Raw genomic sequence first — 15,499 nt, 5'->3', positions numbered from 1 at the left:
ACGGGGTGCTGACGCCGCCTCACGCATGTGGTTAACATCACTCCACTCGGCAACGTTGCCGAAACGTGAGGGAGGTGCGGCAATGGGGCCGTCACGTGACCGTCGAGTCCACAAGGCGTGCGGTGTCCGCACCCGCTGGCACACCGTCGACGACGGGGAGTTCTTCTGCCCCGACTGCGGCGGCGACCGCAACTACCGCCGCCGCACCGGACGTCGGCGCCTCGTGCTGCTCGGCCTTCCCGTGCTGCCGCGCGGGGCCGAGGACCCGGTCGTCGAATGCACCGCCTGCCGCGGGCACTTCGCGCCCGGCACCCTCGACCACCCGACGACGGCCGGGCTCGCCGCGATGCTCAGCGAAGCGGTGCACACGGTCGCGCTCGTGGTGCTCGCGGCCGGCGGAGCCGAGGCCCGCTCCGTCCGCGAGACCGCCGTCGAGGTGGTGCACGCCGCCGGCTTCCCCGAGTGCACGGAGGACCAACTCACCGCCCACATCGGCGCGTTGGACAGCGGCCGCGAAGTCCTGGCCGAGCTGGAGCTCCACGACAAGCTCGCCCCGCTCGCCTCCCAGCTCGCCGTCCCCGGCCGCGAGAGCCTCCTCCTCGGCGGCGCCCGCATCGCCCTCGCCGACGGCCCCTACACCGGCCGTGAGCGCGAAGTGCTCGCCGCCGCCGGGCGGTTGCTGGAGCTCGGCGCCGAGGACGTCGACCGCCTGCTGGCGCAGGCGCGCACCCCGTCCTGAGCGGCGCCCGGGCGCTGCCCCGCGCGCCGCACGGGTGGGCGACAATGGCGCCATGACTCTGTTCCGCGACGACGGCATCGTGCTGCGTACCCAGAAGCTGGGCGAGGCGGACCGGATCATCACCCTGCTCACCCGCGGTCACGGCCGGGTACGCGCAGTGGCGCGCGGAGTGCGGCGGACCAAGTCGAAGTTCGGCGCCCGGCTGGAGCCCTTCGGCCACGTCGACGTGCAGTTCTTCGCGCGCGGCGGCGAACTCGTCGGCCGCGGCCTCCCGCTGTGCACCCAGACGGAGACGATCAGCGCCTACGGCCAGGGCATCGTCTCCGACTACGACCGCTACACCGCGGGGACGGCGATGCTGGAGACCGCCGAGCGGTTCACCTTCCAGGAGGGCCAGCCCAACGTCCAGCAGTATCTGCTGCTCGTCGGCGGCCTGCGCACACTCTCCACCGGGCAGCACACGCCGGGGCTCTGTCTCGACGCCTTCCTGCTGCGCTCCCTCGCGATGGCCGGCTACGCACCGAGCTTCGCCGACTGCGCCAAGTGCGGGCTCCCGGGCCCGAACCGCTTCTTCTCCGTCGCCTCGGGCGGCGTCGTCTGCGGCGACTGCCGCCCGGCCGGCAGCGTCGTCCCGTCCTCGGAGACGCTGCGGCTCCTCGGAGCGCTGCTCACCGGCGACTGGGAGACGGCCGACGCCGCCGAGCGGCGCCACGTGCGCGAGGGCGCCGGGCTCGTCTCGGCGTACCTGCACTGGCACCTGGAGCGGGGGCTGCGCTCGCTCAGATATGTGCGTGAGGGCCAGACCGGCTAGTGTCCGGACGAACGCCCGGCCCCGCGCAGAGCGCAGCGGCCCCGGGTCGGTAACGCCCCCGGTACTTGGAGTTGAGATCCGCATGGCACGTCGCGGAGTGCTGCCGTGGCAGCAGCGCGAGACGCGTACCTACGCCACCCCCGAGCCGCACCCCTCGGGCGCACGTCCGCCGAAGATCCCGGCCGAGCTCGTCCCCGGCCACATCGCCGTCGTGATGGACGGCAACGGGCGCTGGGCGAAGGAGCGGGGGCTGCCGCGCACCGAGGGGCACAAGAGGGGCGAGGGCGTCGTCATGGACGTCCTCAAGGGCTGCCTGGAGATGGGCGTGCAGAACCTCTCGCTCTACGCCTTCTCCACCGAGAACTGGAAGCGCTCCCCCGAGGAGGTCCGCTTCCTGATGAACTTCAACCGGGACGTCATCCGCCGCCGCAGGGACGAGATGGACGAACTCGGCATCCGCATCCGCTGGGTGGGGCGGATGCCGCGGCTGTGGAAGTCGGTCGTCCAGGAGCTCCAGGTCGCCCAGGAGCAGACGAAGGACAACGACGCGATGACGCTCTACTTCTGCGTCAACTACGGTGGCCGCGCCGAGATCGCCGACGCCGCGCAGCGCATCGGCGAGGACGTGCGCGCCGGCCGCCTCGACCCGTCGAAGATAAGCGAGAAGACCTTCGGCCGGTACCTGTACTACGACGACATGCCCGACGTCGACCTCTTCCTGCGGCCCTCGGGCGAGCAGCGCACCTCCAACTACCTGATCTGGCAGAGCGCCTACGCCGAGATGGTCTACCAGGACGTCCTCTGGCCGGACTTCGACCGGCGCAACCTGTGGGAAGCGTGCCTGGAGTTCGCCAAGCGGGACCGCCGCTTCGGCGGCGCGATGCCCAACGAGCCCGCGGCGGACGGCGGCAAGGACGCGGCGGAGCAGCAGAGCGGCGAGTAACGGGGCGAGCGCGGCCGGGCGGGGTGCGCCCGGCGGCCGTCCCGCGCGGTCGGGCGCCTCAGCGCTGCGCGGCGCACTCCCCGCAGGTGCCGAAGACCTCGACGGTGTGCCCGACGTCGACGAACCCGTGGTCGGCCGCGATCGACTCGGCCCACTTCTCCACCGCGGGCCCCTCGACCTCAACGGCCTTGCCGCAGACCCGGCAGACGAGGTGGTGGTGATGGTCGTCGCTGTGGCACCTGCGGTAGACGGCCTCCCCCTCGTCGGTGCGGAGGACGTCGACCTCGCCCGCGTCGGCGAGGGACTGGAGCGTGCGGTAGACGGTCGTCAGGCCGACCGAGTCCCCGCGGTGCCTGAGCATGTCGTGCAGCTCCTGGGCACTGCGGAACTCTTCGACCTCGGCGAGCGCCGCCGAGACCGCGGCGCGCTGCCGGGTCGACCGGCCGCGGACGGGGGGACCTGCGGTGGTCACGCGCTGACTCCTCTGCTCTCTGGTGGTCGTTCGTTCCGTCGGATGCCGAGGCTCCGGCTCGTGCCTGCGCCCGGGCGCCCGACGGCGGCCCGGGGTCGCGTGGTCATTGTGCCAGGTGCAGCCGCGCCGCGGTCATCGCTACGGAGACGGACTCACCGCACACGCACCGCATCCCCTGCGACCTCGCCCGACTCCTCCAGGGTGCCTTCTCGCTCCGCCCGAGCGACAGCCCTCGCACGCCGCCGTGCCAGAGGGGCGGCGAGCGCCGTCACCACCCCGAAGAGCACGATCGCGAGGACGACGATGCTGGCGCCCGGGGGGACGTCGATGTAGTACGAGGCGGTCGTCCCCGAGAGGGTGACGAGCACCCCGAGTCCGACGGAGGCCCCGAGCGTCGCCGCGAACCCCCGCGTCACCTGCTGCGCGGCCGCGACCGGGATCACCATCAGCGCGCTCACCAGCAGCAGCCCCACGACCCGCATCGCCACGGTGACGGTGACGGCCGCCGTGACGGCGAGGAGCAGGTTGAGGGCGCGCACCGGCAGCCCTGTCACGCGTGCGAACTCCTCGTCCTGGCAGACGGCGAAGAGCTGCCGCCGCAGCCCCAGCGAGACCGCGAGGACGAACGCGGAGAGCAGCACGATCGCGACGATGTCCGCGGTGGCGACGGTGGTGATCGAACCGAAGAGGTACGTCGTGAGGTTGGCGTTCGAGCCACCGGGCGCGAGGTTGATGATGAGGACGCCGCCCGCCATGCCGCCGTAGAAGAGCATCGCCAGCGCCAAGTCGCCGCGGGCCTTGCCGTACCAGCGGATCAGCTCCATGCCGATCGCGCCGAGCGAGGAGACGGCGACCGCCATCCACACCGGGTTGGCGGAGAGCAGGAACCCCAACGCGACGCCGGTGAGCGCGACATGGCCGATCCCGTCGCCCATGATCGCCTGGCGCCGCTGCACCAGGAAGATGCCGACGGCCGGCGCCGCGACGCCCACCAGCAGCGCCGCGAGGAGCGCGCGCTGCATGAAGCTGTACTCCAGGATCTCGATCACGACAGCAGCCCCGTCTCGATGCTCGGTGCGTCCCCGGCCTTCTCGTCGGGGTGGTGGCAGGCGGGGTCGTGGAGCTGCTCGGGGCGCGTGACGCGCTCGACGCGGCCGTCGCGGAGCACGACGGCGCGGTCGATCAGCGGCGCCAGAGGGCCGAGTTCGTGGAGGACGAGGAGGACCGAGTGCCCGCGCCGCACCTGGTCGCGGAGCGCCTCGGCGAGCACCTCCTGGCTGCCGAGGTCGACGCCGGCGAGCGGCTCGTCCATCACCAGCAGCTCGGGTCGGGAGGCGAGTGCCCGCGCGATGAGCACGCGCTGGTGCTGTCCGCCGGAGAGCGCCTCCACCGGATCGCCCGCGCGGTCGGCGAGGCCGACGAGCGCGAGGGCCTCGTGGACGGCCTCGCGGTCGGTCCTGCGCAGCGGCCGGAACCGCGAGCGGGCGAGCCGGCCCGCCTGGACGACCTCGCGCACGGTCGCGGGGACGCCGGCGGCCGCCGTCGAGCGCTGCGGCACGTAGCCGAGGCGCCGCCAGTCGCGGAACCGGGCCAACGGCGTCTCGAAGAGCGCGAGTTCGCCCGAGGTGAGCGGCACCTGCCCGAGCACGGCCTTGACGGTGGTGGACTTCCCCGAACCGTTGGCGCCGAGCAGCGCCACCACCTCCCCTGCGCCCACGGTGAGGTCGACGCCGCGCAGCACCGGCTTGGCGCCGAGCGCCGCGTGCGCGCCGCGCAGCGAGATGACCGGGGGCGCCTCCGGCGTGCCCCGGCCGCCGTGCTCCGGGGCCGGCTCGGGCGAGCCGGCGTGCGGGGACGGCTCTGCGTCCATGGCTTCCTCCGTGGTGGTCGGTGCCGCGGGTGACGGCGGGTGCGCGGCGCGGGCGGGCGCGGTCCGTGGACGCGTCGTCACCGCGCGCCGAGGGCGGTGCGCAGTGCGGAGAGGTTCTGCTCCATCACCGAGAAGTAGTCCTGCTTCTTGGGGTTCTTGACGCTCTCCAGCGGGCTGAGCACGCCGGTCTTGAGGTCGAGGTCGTTCGCGAGGGTACGTGCGGTCTTGTCGCTCGCATTGTCCTCGAAGAAGACGGTGCTGACGTCGTCCTCCTTCGCGACGGCGTGCAGCTCCTTCATCCGCGAGGCGCTCGGCTCGGATTCGGGGTCGATGCCGGAGACGGCCTCCTCGTGGAGCTTGTAGCGGTCGGCGAGGTAGCCGAAGGCGGCGTGCGTGGTGACGAAGGTGTCGCTGGTGCGCTCCTTCAGCCCCCTCTCGAACCGGGAGTCGAGCGCCTCCAGACGCTTGACGAGGGCCTTGGCCTTCCGGTCGTAGGTGGACTTGTGGTCGGGGTCGGCCTCGCCGAGCTTCTTGCCGACGCCCTTGGCGATCTGCGCGTACCGGACGGGGTCGAGCCAGACGTGCGGGTCGCCGCCGGTGTCGGCGTGGTCGTGGTCGTGGCCCTCGTGATCGTGGTCGTGCTCGTCGTGGCCCTCTTCGCCGTGGTCGTGGCCGTCCTCACCGTGGACGTCGCTGCCGTGCTCCTTGAGCGTGGTGAAAGAGGTGGCCTCGGCGGTGTGCTCCACCTCGGACTGCTCGACCGCCTCGTCGACGGCGGGCTGGAGCCCCTTGAGGTAGACGACGAGGTCGGCCTCGCTGAGCTGCCCCGTCTCACGGGGGCTCAGCTCGAGGTCGTGCGGCTCGGCGCCGGGCTTGGTGAGGTTGCGTACGGAGACGTGCTCGCCGCCGATCTGCTCGGCGAGGTACTCCATCGGATAGAAGGCGGCGACGACGTCCACCTTTCCGCCGTCGGAGGTGCCCGCATCGTTCCCGCAGGCAGTGGCGGAGAGGGTGCCGAGACTGAGGGCCGCGGCCGCGGCACCCGTGCGTATGAGGCGTCGTCGAGTGTTCATGACACTCATTTTCAACTCAACTGGAAATGGTTGTCAACTTGAGGATCGACCCCGATCGCCGCGTATCGCAAGGGAATTCAGAGCGTGCGCATTCGTGAGCACATGGTCGTGGGTCGGCGGCGCGGACTCCGTGTGGGACCCTGTCGGTACGAGCCGCGCAGTCGCGCGGACCGCTCGGGAGGGCACACCGCGACGGCGCCGCAACACCGCCGCCACGGGCGCCGATCCGGCGGCCGAAGAGGGGCGCCCCGATTTGATCCGCACCCCGTGCTCGTTAGTAATCTGAGGCATTCCGTCGTCGTTAATGAAGAGAGCACCGTGGCCGCCGACAAGATCGACACCATCGTCAGCCTGAGCAAGCGCCGTGGCTTCGTCTACCCGTGCAGTGAGATCTACGGCGGCCAGCGCGCCGCGTGGGACTACGGTCCGCTCGGCGTGGAGCTCAAGGAGAACATCAAGCGCCAGTGGTGGCGCTCCATGGTCACCTCGCGCGACGATGTCGTCGGTATCGACTCGTCGGTGATCCTCGCCCCCGAGGTCTGGCAGGCGTCCGGCCACGTCTCCACCTTCACCGACCCGCTCACCGAGTGCACCTCTTGCCACAAGCGCTTCCGTGCCGACCACCTCGTCGAGGCGTACGAGGCGAAGCACTCGCGCGAGCCGGCGAACGGCCTCGCCGACATCAACTGCCCCAACTGCGGCAACAAGGGCGGCTTCACCGAGCCCAAGCAGTTCTCGGGTCTGCTCTCGACCCACCTCGGCCCCACCCAGGACTCGGGCTCCCTCAGCTACCTGCGCCCCGAGACGGCGCAGGGCATCTTCATCAACTTCGCGGCGGTGCAGCAGACTTCGCGCAAGAAGCCTCCGTTCGGCATCGCGCAGCTCGGCAAGTCCTTCCGCAACGAGATCACGCCGGGCAACTTCATCTTCCGCACGCGCGAGTTCGAGCAGATGGAGATGGAGTTCTTCGTCCAGCCGGGCGAGGACGAGCAGTGGCACCAGTACTGGATGGAGCAGCGCTGGGCCTGGTACCGGGACCTCGGCCTCCGCGAGGAGAACATGCGGTGGTACGAGCACCCGCAGGAGAAGCTCTCGCACTACTCCAAGCGCACCGCCGACATCGAGTACCGGTTCAACTTCGGCGGCAGCGAGTTCGGTGAGCTCGAAGGGCTCGCCAACCGCACCGACTTCGACCTCACGGCCCACTCCCAGGCATCCGGACACGACCTCTCCTTCTTCGACCAGGAGGCAGGCGAGCGCTGGACGCCGTACGTCATCGAGCCGGCGGCCGGCGTCAACCGCGCCATGCTCGCCTTCATGCTCGACGCCTACATCGAGGACGAAGCCCCCAACGCCAAGGGCAAGTTGGAGAAGCGCACCGTGATGCGCCTCGACCCGCGCCTCTCGCCCGTCAAGGTCGCCGTCCTCCCGCTCTCCCGCAACGAGAAGCTCTCCCCGAAGGCCCGCGGCCTCGCCGAGACCCTCCGCAAGCACTGGAACATCGACTTCGACGACGCCGGCGCCATCGGCCGCCGCTACCGCCGCCAGGACGAGATCGGCACCCCGTTCTGCGTCACCGTCGACTTCGACACCCTCGACGACAACGCCGTCACCGTCCGCGAACGCGACACCATGAAGCAGGACCGCGTCTCCCTCGACCAGATCGAGGGCTACCTCGGCAGCCGGTTGCTGGGCTGCTAAGCGGTGCCTCGGCCCGGCACTCCGGTGCCGGGCCTGTTCGTTGCGCGTTCCGTGACTGCCGGGCTATCCCGACTCCGGTGCTGCTCCCGGGAGTTCACCGCATTCCGCGGTGTCGAACTCGAAGCCGAGCGGCGCGGGGATGTGCAGCTTCTCCCCGGCCTCTGTACGGAACACTCGGCCCCGGGCGCAGCGGGGGCGGGAGTGTCCGGAGTGGGTGGATCTCCGGCTACCGGCCGGTGGCCTTCGGCTTCGGAGCGTCGTGGCACGTTCCCAGATCGAGCCATCCGAGCTTCAGCCGGCGCCATTCCCCCGTCGTGTAGCCACCGCTCTCCTGGTCGAAAACCGCTGCCGATATGCCGTCCCCCTCCTGACGACCTACGTAGTGGCCCTCTGTACCGTCCCCGGTCGACTGGAAGATGTGGAGTTCCGCGCGGCCGTCGTTGTTCGCGTCCGTGGCCCGCACCCCTGACACGAACGACCCGTACGGCATGCGGATGGTGCCGGTCCTGGCACTGCTCAAGTCCGTCGCGAGCGGTCCGTAGTGCACCTCGTGCGTGATCATGTTGTCCTCCGGTGAGTCTCCGGTGTCGTGCTGGCTGTAGAACAGGGCCAGATCGATGTACCCGTCACCGTCGAAGTCCCCGAAGGTCCCGCGCGTCTCCATGTCGTCGGACCACATGCCTCGGAACTTCTGCCAGCGCCCGCGCGCCTCTTCGACCCGGACGGTGCCGCCACCTCCGAAGACCACCGAGGAGTCGCCCTCACGGGTCCTGTCGTAGATCTTGTCCTGATGTCCGTCGGCGTCCACGTCGGCCCGCAGGGTGGTGTCGTTCAGTGCGCATATCTCCATCGGCGCGTGACTGCCGGGCTTGGGCCCCATGACCGATAGCTGCCAACCGACCACGCCGATCACGGCGAGGGCGGCGCTCGCGATCGCGGTATACCGCCGTCGCCGTTCGCGCCGCCGCGACAGCGAGGAGGGCACCTTTCCGGACCCGGACCCGGCTCCGGTAGGAACGCCGTTCCCGGGCTCGGACGGCCGTGGAGTCGCATCGGCGGAGGGAGTCATGGCGGCACATTAGATCGGCGCGCGGCGGTACAGACCGAACCCGGGGACCTGTAACGGAGTTGAGGCAGAAGGGCGATCCCCCCCCGACGCCTCGGAAGCTGACCGCGTCGGGATATTGGTGGTCTGGCCAGTCTCTGGCGGACCGCCAAGACCTCGGCCGGATGATTCCGTGCTGGTCCAGGTAGTTCTGTGACTTAGGGGTCTTTTCAGTATGTGGGGACCGTGCGGGCGAGGTTCCTGCACGGGGCGAGTCGGAGGAAGGCGTTGAGGATGATTGTGGACGGCCTCCGCTACCCGGACGCAGAATCACCAGCCGCACACGCTGCCCTGAGGTGGGTGGTGAAAGCCGTCCAGGCATGCCGGGAAACCTGAAGGGGGAGTCGATTGACGTTCTTCGAGTCCCGTACACCGACTGCGAGTTCGGTCGTGGTGGTGACCTCTATGCAGTTGTCGCCGTCACCGCCGCTATGCCTGTAGTGGGGGCGGCGATCGGCCGAATTCTGGCCCCATGCACCTTTCGCAACCCCAACCCCTCAAAACCGCCAGGGTGTTCGCCCAGAAATTCTCCGCCACCCCTCGCGGCGCCAGACTCGCCCGCCACTTGACCGCCTGGCAGCTCGACACCTGGGGAATCTCCTACGGCTCCCCGCTCTCCGAGAACGCCGTCCTCCTCGTCGCCGAACTCACCACCAACGCGGCCGTCCACGGCCGCGTACCGGGACGCGACTTCGAACTCCTGCTTTCCTGGCAGAAGTCGGCGGGCGTCGTCCGCATCGAGGTGAGCGATACCCACGAGTCCCTTCCGTCGCCCCGCACCCCGAACCCGGAAACGGAGGACGGGCGGGGGCTGTTCCTCGTGGACGCGCTCGCGGCTCGGTGGGGCGTGTGCGGGCGGACGGGGCCGGGGAAGACGGTGTGGGCGGACGTGAGTCTTCCGTAAGGGCGGCCATGTTCCGCGCTGAGCTGGGGCCAACGCCGAAGTGTGCGTTCTCGAAGAACCGTTGCAGAAAACCAGAGTCTTCCACCCTTTCGCCTGCGCCCCCAGTCAGGAACTCTCCGTCTGCTGCGGTGAATCCCGCGGCGTACGGGGCGCTTCGGCCCTGTCGGACGAAGCGGCGACGTCCCGCCCTCTACGCTCCCTCGTGAGCCCGGGACCGGGCCCGGATCGGGAGAGCGGAAGGCGTCCACGCATGGCCCAGACCGAAAAGGCACACCCCCTGTGCCTGGTGACAGGAGCGAGCGGATACGTCGGGGGACGGCTCGTGCCCGAGTTGTTGCGGGCCGGGTATGCCGTGCGGTGTCTGGCGCGTACGCCGCGGAAGCTGCGGGATCAGCCGTGGGCGGAGCAGGTGGAGGTGGCGCAGGGGGACGTCACCGAACGGGAAGATGTGGAGCGGGCGTTGGAGGGGGTCGACGTCGCTTACTACCTGGTGCACGCGCTCGGGTCGGGGAGCGACTTCGAGGAGACGGACCGCCGGGCGGCCCGTACCTTCGGGGAGGCGGCGCGCCTCGCCGGTGTCGGGCGGATCGTGTACCTCGGAGGGCTCACCCCTGCGGGTGTTCCCGAGTCGGTGCTGTCGCCGCATCTGCGGTCGCGGGCCGAGGTCGGACGCCAGCTTCTCCGGTCGGGGGTGCCGACCGCGGTGCTGCGTGCGGCAGTTGTCATCGGGTCCGGGTCCGCCTCGTTCGAGATGCTGCGGTATCTCACGGAGCGGCTGCCGGTGATGGTCACGCCCAACTGGGTCGGTGTCCGGGTGCAGCCGATCGCGGTGCGGGACGTGTTGCGCTACCTGGTGGGGTGCGCCGTGCTTCCGCCCGACGTCAGCCGGACGTTCGACGTCGGCGGGCCCGACGTTCTCACCTACCGCCAAATGATGCAGGGGTACGCCGAGGTCGCGAGGCTGCCGCGGAGGGTGATCGTGCCCGTTCCCGTCCTGACGCCGAAGCTCTCCAGCCACTGGGTCGGGCTCGTCACGCCCGTGCCCGCGAGCATCGCGAAGCCGCTCACGGAGTCGCTGCGCCACCCGGTCGTCTGCGGGGAGCAGGACATCGCGCGGTACGTGCCGGACCCGCCGGGCGGTCGCGTCGGCTTCGTGCACTCCGTCGAACTCGCTCTGCGCCGGGTACGGGAGGCCGACGTGGCGACGCGCTGGTCGTCCGCGTCGACGCCGGGCGCGCCCAGTGACCCGCTCCCCAACGACCCCGGTTGGTCCGGCGGCAGCCTCTACACGGACCGGCGGGCGCGCCGCACTTCTGCCTCAAGCGCCGCGCTGTGGAGGGTGATCGAGGGCGTCGGCGGGGAGCACGGCTGGTACTCCTTCCCACTCGCCTGGTCGGTGCGCGGCTTTCTCGACCGGCTCGTGGGCGGCGTCGGGCTGCGCCGCGGGCGCCGGGACCCGGAGCACCTGCGCGTCGGCGACTCGCTCGACTTCTGGCGCGTCGAGGAGGTCGAGTCCGGACGGCTGCTCCGCCTCCGTGCGGAGATGCGGCTGCCGGGGCTCGCCTGGCTCGAACTCCGGGTCGCGCAGGATCGGTTGGGGCAGACCGTCTACGCGCAGCAGGCCGTCTTCCACCCGCACGGGCTGGCGGGGCACGCGTACTGGTGGGCGGTGTGGCCCTTCCACGGTGTCGTCTTCGGCGGGATGGCGCGGAACATCGTGGACGCGGCGGAGCGGGCGGAGCCGGGGCACCGGTGGGGCCAGCGCTGAGCGTTGTGGTGGTCGTTGTCCGATTCCGTGTGCAAAGCGTGGAGAACGGTGGGAAGTTGCCGGATCGGGTAGACCTTCCGATGTCGGAGTCCCGCATTCCACGGCCGTGTCGGAGGGGGAGGGGTCGGTTGCGGACGGCGCCCGCCGCCCGGGCGGCCGTCCGTGCCGGAGTCCAGGGCCTTGCGTCGTCGCTGCCGCGCGCCGGGGCAGCCGGTGAGGCGGAGACGGGTCCGAGGGCTACGTTTCGCCGCGTGCCCACACGGTTGTGACGATCGGGCGCGGGCGGCCGTGGTCGAGCGCCTTCTGGGAGTGGTTCAACCGTCCTTGCCCGTCGCGGAGTTGTTCTGCCATGGCGGACGCCCTGGGGCCGCTGTCGACGAGCCGGCGTCCTGGGTTGCCGTTCTGCGCGGGAGTTGCTGCGCCCCTGGCGGCTCCTGCTGCCGACGCACCGGAACCGCCCTCCCCTGCACGGAAGTTGCTCCGTCATTGCCTTCAAGCCTTCGCGGCAGACCTCGGTTGACAACCTGGAACACTGCTCCGCCTAGTGGATCGGAACAGTTCGTGCGAGTACGCCGGGGCCTGTCGTCCTGCCGCAGCAGACGACGCTCGTCCTGTCACCGCCTCACCGGGCGCACCCCGTCGAAAGCGCTGGGCCTCAGCCCTGGTTCGGCTCCCGCCGCATGCACCAGGTGAGCGGTCCGCCCTCCGGGAGCTCGACCTCCGCCGTGACGGCGAAGCCGAGGCGTCCGTAGAAGCGGAGGTTCGCCTCGCTCGACGTTTCCAGGAAGGCGGCGTGCCCGGCTCTGTCGGCTGCTTCCAGGCCGGGGGCGAGGACGGCCGAGCCGAGTCCGCGTGCCTGTGCCGCGGGCGCGACGCCGACGGTCGCGAGGAACCACGTCGGCTCCGTCGGCCGGTGCGGCGCCAGTGCGGCTTCGGCCGCCTCCGCGGCGCCGGCACGGTCGCCTGCCAACTCGACGACGAGCGGGGCGACTTCCGCCAGCGCGGGGAGGGCGTCCCGCTCCGGCGTCGTCCACGCGGCGACGGCGGCGCCGCCCTCCGCGACCCACACGCGGCCGCACGCCATGCCGACGCGTACGAGGAAGAGCTCCTGGAGGCGGCCCACGCGCTCCCTGTGGCCGTCGGCCGAGACGGTGTGCCGGGTGAACGGGTAGTCGGCGAAGGCGTCGGTGAGCGTCTCGACGGCCTGCGGGATGTCCTGCGGGGTGGCCGGGCGGACGGGGAGGGGATGGGACACGGAAGCTCCAGAAGTGCGGTGGCGTCGCCGGCTCAACGTCCGCTGCGGGCCGGCTGTTCCGCGGCCGGGTGTCCTCAGCGGGCGGGGGCGTAACCGCCCGGGCGTCGGTAGGACGGCTCCGCCCCGGCGAACCACCGTACGCTGCACGGCGGTTCCCCGACCGCCGCGCTAGCCGACGCGAGCCGGTGCGGGCGCGTCCGCGGTGCCGCCGTCCTGCTCGGGGTCCTCGGCGCCCTCGTGCCGGGACCGGTCGAAGAGGGCGCCGACGCCGACGAGGAGTGCACCGGCGACGAAGAGGAGGGAGACGCCCCACGTCGCATGGCCGGGTGACGCCTGCACGGTGGCGAACGCCGCCAGCGGGGCGAGCCCGCCCGAGAGGGCGCCGCCGACCTCGCGGCCCGTGCCGAGCCCCGAGGCCCGTACGTCGGCCGGGAACTGACGGGCGAGGAAGGCGCCTTGGGCGGCGAGCATCGTGGGGACGACGAGCCCGGTGGCGAGGGTGAGAGCGAGCCAGATCAGCCAGCTCGTACCGGTGTCGAGGAGCCAGAAGAAGGGGAAGGCGAGCAGCCCCGTCGCGACGGCGCCGGCGAGGACGAGGCGCTGCGGCCCGTAGCGGTCGGTGATCCGCCCGATGACCGGGATGCAGGCGATCGCCACGCAGCTCGCGATGCTGATACCGAGCGCGCCGACGCTGGCGGGGACGTCGCGGAAGTCGGTGAGATAGGCGAGCGAGAAGGTCTTGAAGATGTAGCTGACGCCGTTGTAGCCGATGGTGATCGCCATGACGACGGCGAGCCCGCGCCAGTTGCTCCGGAGCAGCGTCGTGAACGGGTGCCTGCGCGGAGCGTGTGGGGCCTCCTTCTCGGTGGCGAGCTGCTCGAACTCCGGCGTCTCCGGCATCCTGCGGCGCACCCACAGCCCGATCCCGACGAGCGCGAAGCTCATGAGGAACGGTATCCGCCACCCGAAGTCGTAGAGGAACCCCTTGCTCGTGCTGGTGAGCGCTGCCACGACGAGTGAGGAGGCGAGCAGGCCGAGGTTGACGCCGAGCGCGGGCCAGGACCCTTGCCGCCCGCGGCTGCCGGGTGCCGCGTGCTCGTACGCGACGGTGATCGCGCTGCCGAACTCGGCGCCGGCGCCCAGCCCTTGGAGCAGCCGGAAGAAGACGAGCAGGAGCGGCGCGGCCAGCCCGACGGAGGAGTACGTCGGCAGCAGGCCGATGCAGGCGGAGGAGACGCCCATGAGCGTGAAGGTGAGGGCGAGGACCTTCTTCCGCCCGATCCGGTCGCCCATGATCCCGAAGACGACGCCGCCCAGCGGCCTGGCGAGGAACCCCACGGCGAAGGTGCCGAGCGAGGCGAGCGTGGCGACGGTTTCGTTGCCGGTGGGGAAGAAGATCTTCCCGAAGACGAGTGCCGCCATCGAGGCGTAGAGGTAGAAGTCGAACCATTCGAGCGCGGAGCCGATGACGACGGCGGACCGTACGCCCCTGGGGCTCGCTGCGGCTGGGGGGTTTCCGTTGCTCGGGGTGTTGGCCATGTGGCTAGTCCTCGGTGGCCGTTGGGAAGAGTGGACGCCGGTGTCCTCGCCGGCGATGCGGATGCCCGGCCGGTACCGGGGTCGGTTCCGGCATGGGTGGTGAGCGCGAGAGGGCCGCTCTTCGGGAGGTGTGCAGCCCGTGCGACGGCGCCGCGCAGGGGCGGCCGGTCGCGGTGCGGGCGGCGTGGACCGCACCGGGTGGGGGTTCGTATATGCGATCTCACTGTCGACTATTCGGATGCTAGGCGCGCCCGTCAGAGAGCGTCAAGGGATGGGCCAATGAGGCCTGTTGAGCGGTGGCACGCTCGACGACGAGTGTGTTCAAGGGTGTTGACGGCTTTCGGTCCGGACCTAGGAACGCCCGTTGAGCGGCGGCTCCCGCGTCGGTCGGCACCTGGGGGCGCGTTGGCGGCGACGGCGGCTTACCCTGCCGGAACGGCAATTCCGATCCGCCCTGGGGTGCGGAGCTTCCGCCCGCCCAGCGACGCTCGTTGGGCCGCTGTCCTCTCCACGGCCCGCGTACGCACGGGCGTTGACGACCGCGTGCAGCGGCGGACCTCACGACGCCGACCGGGCGGCTGACGGCAGCGGCAGCACGGGAAGTCGACGGCCGGGAAAATGCGTCGAACGCAGAGCCGTCCTCTGAGAAAGTCCTGAGTGCCCCTGAACTGTTGAGAGGAAGCCCGTGCCGCGTGCCGTCACCTTGATCCGCTCTGCCTCCCTGTCCGATGCTGCGGAGTACGCCTACGCGGCCACGGCCCCGGCCGAGTCGCGGCTGATCTTCCTGGCCGGGGCTTGTCCTCTCAACGAGGACGGCTCCACTGCGGCGATCGGGGACTTCGCGGGACAGGCGGCCAGGGCTGTGGAGAACATGCGGACCGCTCTGACGGACTCCGGGGCGTCACTGCGCGACGTCATCAGCACCCGCGTTCTCGTCGCCTCCCGCCGGCAGGAGGACCTGGTGACGGCGTGGGAGGTCGTCCGCGACGCGTTCGGCGAGCACGACGTGCCCAGCACCCTGATGGGTGTCACCGTGCTCGGCTACGACGGCCAGCTCGTAGAGATCGAAGCCGTTGCCGCCGTGCTCGACTCCTGAGCCGCCGGAGGAGCGTCTCCCCGGTGCCGTCGGCCGGCCACGGCAAGTGCCGTTTGTGTGCCGCCTTCCACGGGCCGAAGCATGCGGGCAGTTCTGCGCCACTGGGCTCCGGTGCTGAGCCGGTGCATGTCCGTTGACCACCTGGCGGCGATCCCGTCACCGGTCGTAGCGGTTCCGGTATCGCCCACTCGTCGTCGGGCAGCCCCCTGCTGAGCAGGCCGAG

The 15,499-nt window shown here is 71.0% G+C and carries 14 protein-coding genes and 1 pseudogene; 7 read left to right on the top strand and 8 right to left on the bottom strand.

Annotated features, from left to right (window positions below; all coding sequences use genetic code 11):
* The first annotated feature begins 82 nt into the window (after positions 1 to 82).
* From F603_RS0111745 to F603_RS0111735, 3 genes are all read left to right on the top strand, one after another.
* Positions 83 to 739 (top strand): TerB family tellurite resistance protein, encoded by a 657-nt coding sequence (locus tag F603_RS0111745; protein ID WP_019546209.1) that lies wholly within the window; start codon positions 83 to 85, stop codon positions 737 to 739.
* Between the two features lie 52 nt (positions 740 to 791).
* Positions 792 to 1,550 carry a DNA repair protein RecO gene (gene recO / locus F603_RS0111740; protein ID WP_019546208.1) on the top strand — a complete coding sequence of 253 codons (759 nt, stop codon included), beginning with the start codon at positions 792 to 794 and terminating at the stop codon, positions 1,548 to 1,550.
* 82 nt (positions 1,551 to 1,632) lie between these two features.
* A complete protein-coding gene (locus F603_RS0111735) occupies positions 1,633 to 2,493 on the top strand; it encodes an isoprenyl transferase (RefSeq protein WP_026328339.1) in 861 nt (286 codons plus the stop codon).
* Between the two features lie 58 nt (positions 2,494 to 2,551).
* Here F603_RS0111735 and F603_RS0111730 read toward each other — a convergent pair whose 3' ends face one another.
* The 4 genes from F603_RS0111730 to F603_RS0111715 form a co-directional block, all read right to left on the bottom strand.
* Entirely contained in the window at positions 2,552 to 2,965 is a 414-nt protein-coding gene (locus F603_RS0111730; RefSeq protein ID WP_019546206.1) for a Fur family transcriptional regulator, read from the bottom strand.
* Between the two features lie 152 nt (positions 2,966 to 3,117).
* Positions 3,118 to 4,014 (bottom strand): metal ABC transporter permease, encoded by an 897-nt coding sequence (locus F603_RS0111725; RefSeq protein WP_019546205.1) that lies wholly within the window; start codon positions 4,012 to 4,014, stop codon positions 3,118 to 3,120.
* Positions 4,011 to 4,835 carry a metal ABC transporter ATP-binding protein gene (locus F603_RS0111720; RefSeq protein ID WP_019546204.1) on the bottom strand — a complete coding sequence of 275 codons (825 nt, stop codon included), beginning with the start codon at positions 4,833 to 4,835 and terminating at the stop codon, positions 4,011 to 4,013. Before F603_RS0111720 ends, F603_RS0111725 begins: the two co-directional genes overlap by 4 nt.
* Before the next feature lie 77 nt (positions 4,836 to 4,912).
* A complete protein-coding gene (locus tag F603_RS0111715; RefSeq protein ID WP_019546203.1) occupies positions 4,913 to 5,908 on the bottom strand; it encodes a metal ABC transporter substrate-binding protein in 996 nt (331 codons plus the stop codon).
* A 318-nt stretch (positions 5,909 to 6,226) separates the two neighbouring features.
* Here F603_RS0111715 and F603_RS0111710 point away from each other — a divergent pair, with 318 nt between their 5' ends.
* A complete protein-coding gene (locus F603_RS0111710) occupies positions 6,227 to 7,609 on the top strand; it encodes a glycine--tRNA ligase (protein ID WP_016910576.1) in 1,383 nt (460 codons plus the stop codon).
* Positions 7,610 to 7,835: 226 nt separating this feature from the next.
* On the opposite strand, the gene F603_RS0111700 is transcribed toward F603_RS0111710, so the two are convergent.
* Together F603_RS0111700 and F603_RS34015 are read right to left on the bottom strand one after the other, a co-directional pair.
* Positions 7,836 to 8,459 carry a hypothetical protein gene (locus F603_RS0111700; protein WP_158678635.1) on the bottom strand — a complete coding sequence of 208 codons (624 nt, stop codon included), beginning with the start codon at positions 8,457 to 8,459 and terminating at the stop codon, positions 7,836 to 7,838.
* A 509-nt stretch (positions 8,460 to 8,968) separates the two neighbouring features.
* Positions 8,969 to 9,136, bottom strand: a pseudogene (locus F603_RS34015) (DUF397 domain-containing protein); the annotation flags it as partial.
* A gap of 50 nt (positions 9,137 to 9,186) precedes the next feature.
* Here F603_RS34015 and F603_RS0111695 point away from each other — a divergent pair.
* Both F603_RS0111695 and F603_RS0111690 read left to right on the top strand, forming a co-directional pair.
* Entirely contained in the window at positions 9,187 to 9,618 is a 432-nt protein-coding gene (locus F603_RS0111695; protein ID WP_019546200.1) for an ATP-binding protein, read from the top strand.
* A 250-nt stretch (positions 9,619 to 9,868) separates the two neighbouring features.
* Positions 9,869 to 11,386: an SDR family oxidoreductase gene (locus F603_RS0111690; RefSeq protein ID WP_037955684.1), complete on the top strand. Its 1,518-nt coding sequence runs from the start codon at positions 9,869 to 9,871 to the stop codon at positions 11,384 to 11,386.
* Between the two features lie 655 nt (positions 11,387 to 12,041).
* Here the strand turns inward: F603_RS0111690 and F603_RS0111685 are convergent.
* Both F603_RS0111685 and F603_RS0111680 read right to left on the bottom strand, forming a co-directional pair.
* On the bottom strand, positions 12,042 to 12,641 hold the full coding sequence (locus F603_RS0111685) for a GNAT family N-acetyltransferase (protein ID WP_019546198.1): 600 nt from the start codon (positions 12,639 to 12,641) through the stop codon (positions 12,042 to 12,044).
* 168 nt (positions 12,642 to 12,809) lie between these two features.
* A complete protein-coding gene (locus tag F603_RS0111680) occupies positions 12,810 to 14,180 on the bottom strand; it encodes an MFS transporter (RefSeq protein WP_019546197.1) in 1,371 nt (456 codons plus the stop codon).
* Positions 14,181 to 14,865: 685 nt separating this feature from the next.
* Here F603_RS0111680 and F603_RS0111675 point away from each other — a divergent pair.
* Positions 14,866 to 15,276, top strand: coding sequence for a RidA family protein (locus tag F603_RS0111675; RefSeq protein WP_019546196.1), 411 nt, complete (start codon positions 14,866 to 14,868; stop codon positions 15,274 to 15,276).
* Positions 15,277 to 15,499 lie beyond the last annotated feature (223 nt).

Origin of the sequence: Streptomyces sulphureus DSM 40104 (assembly GCF_000381025.1) — a bacterium.
GTDB lineage: Bacteria > Actinomycetota > Actinomycetes > Streptomycetales > Streptomycetaceae > Streptomyces > Streptomyces sulphureus.
This window is presented reverse-complemented; position numbering and strand designations above follow the sequence as displayed.

Bases quoted from the DNA above. Each gene is read 5' to 3' on its own strand.
- F603_RS0111745 (WP_019546209.1), top strand. From the start codon at position 83: ATGGGGCCGTCACGTGACCGTCGAGTCCACAAGGCGTGCGGTGTCCGC.
- recO (WP_019546208.1), top strand. From the start codon at position 792: ATGACTCTGTTCCGCGACGACGGCATCGTGCTGCGTACCCAGAAGCTG.
- F603_RS0111735 (WP_026328339.1), top strand. From the start codon at position 1,633: ATGGCACGTCGCGGAGTGCTGCCGTGGCAGCAGCGCGAGACGCGTACC.
- F603_RS0111720 (WP_019546204.1), bottom strand. From the start codon at position 4,835: ATGGACGCAGAGCCGTCCCCGCACGCCGGCTCGCCCGAGCCGGCCCCG.
- F603_RS0111715 (WP_019546203.1), bottom strand. From the start codon at position 5,908: ATGAACACTCGACGACGCCTCATACGCACGGGTGCCGCGGCCGCGGCC.
- F603_RS0111700 (WP_158678635.1), bottom strand. From the start codon at position 8,459: ATGGAGATATGCGCACTGAACGACACCACCCTGCGGGCCGACGTGGAC.
- F603_RS0111695 (WP_019546200.1), top strand. From the start codon at position 9,187: ATGCACCTTTCGCAACCCCAACCCCTCAAAACCGCCAGGGTGTTCGCC.
- F603_RS0111690 (WP_037955684.1), top strand. From the start codon at position 9,869: ATGGCCCAGACCGAAAAGGCACACCCCCTGTGCCTGGTGACAGGAGCG.
- F603_RS0111680 (WP_019546197.1), bottom strand. From the start codon at position 14,180: ATGGCCAACACCCCGAGCAACGGAAACCCCCCAGCCGCAGCGAGCCCC.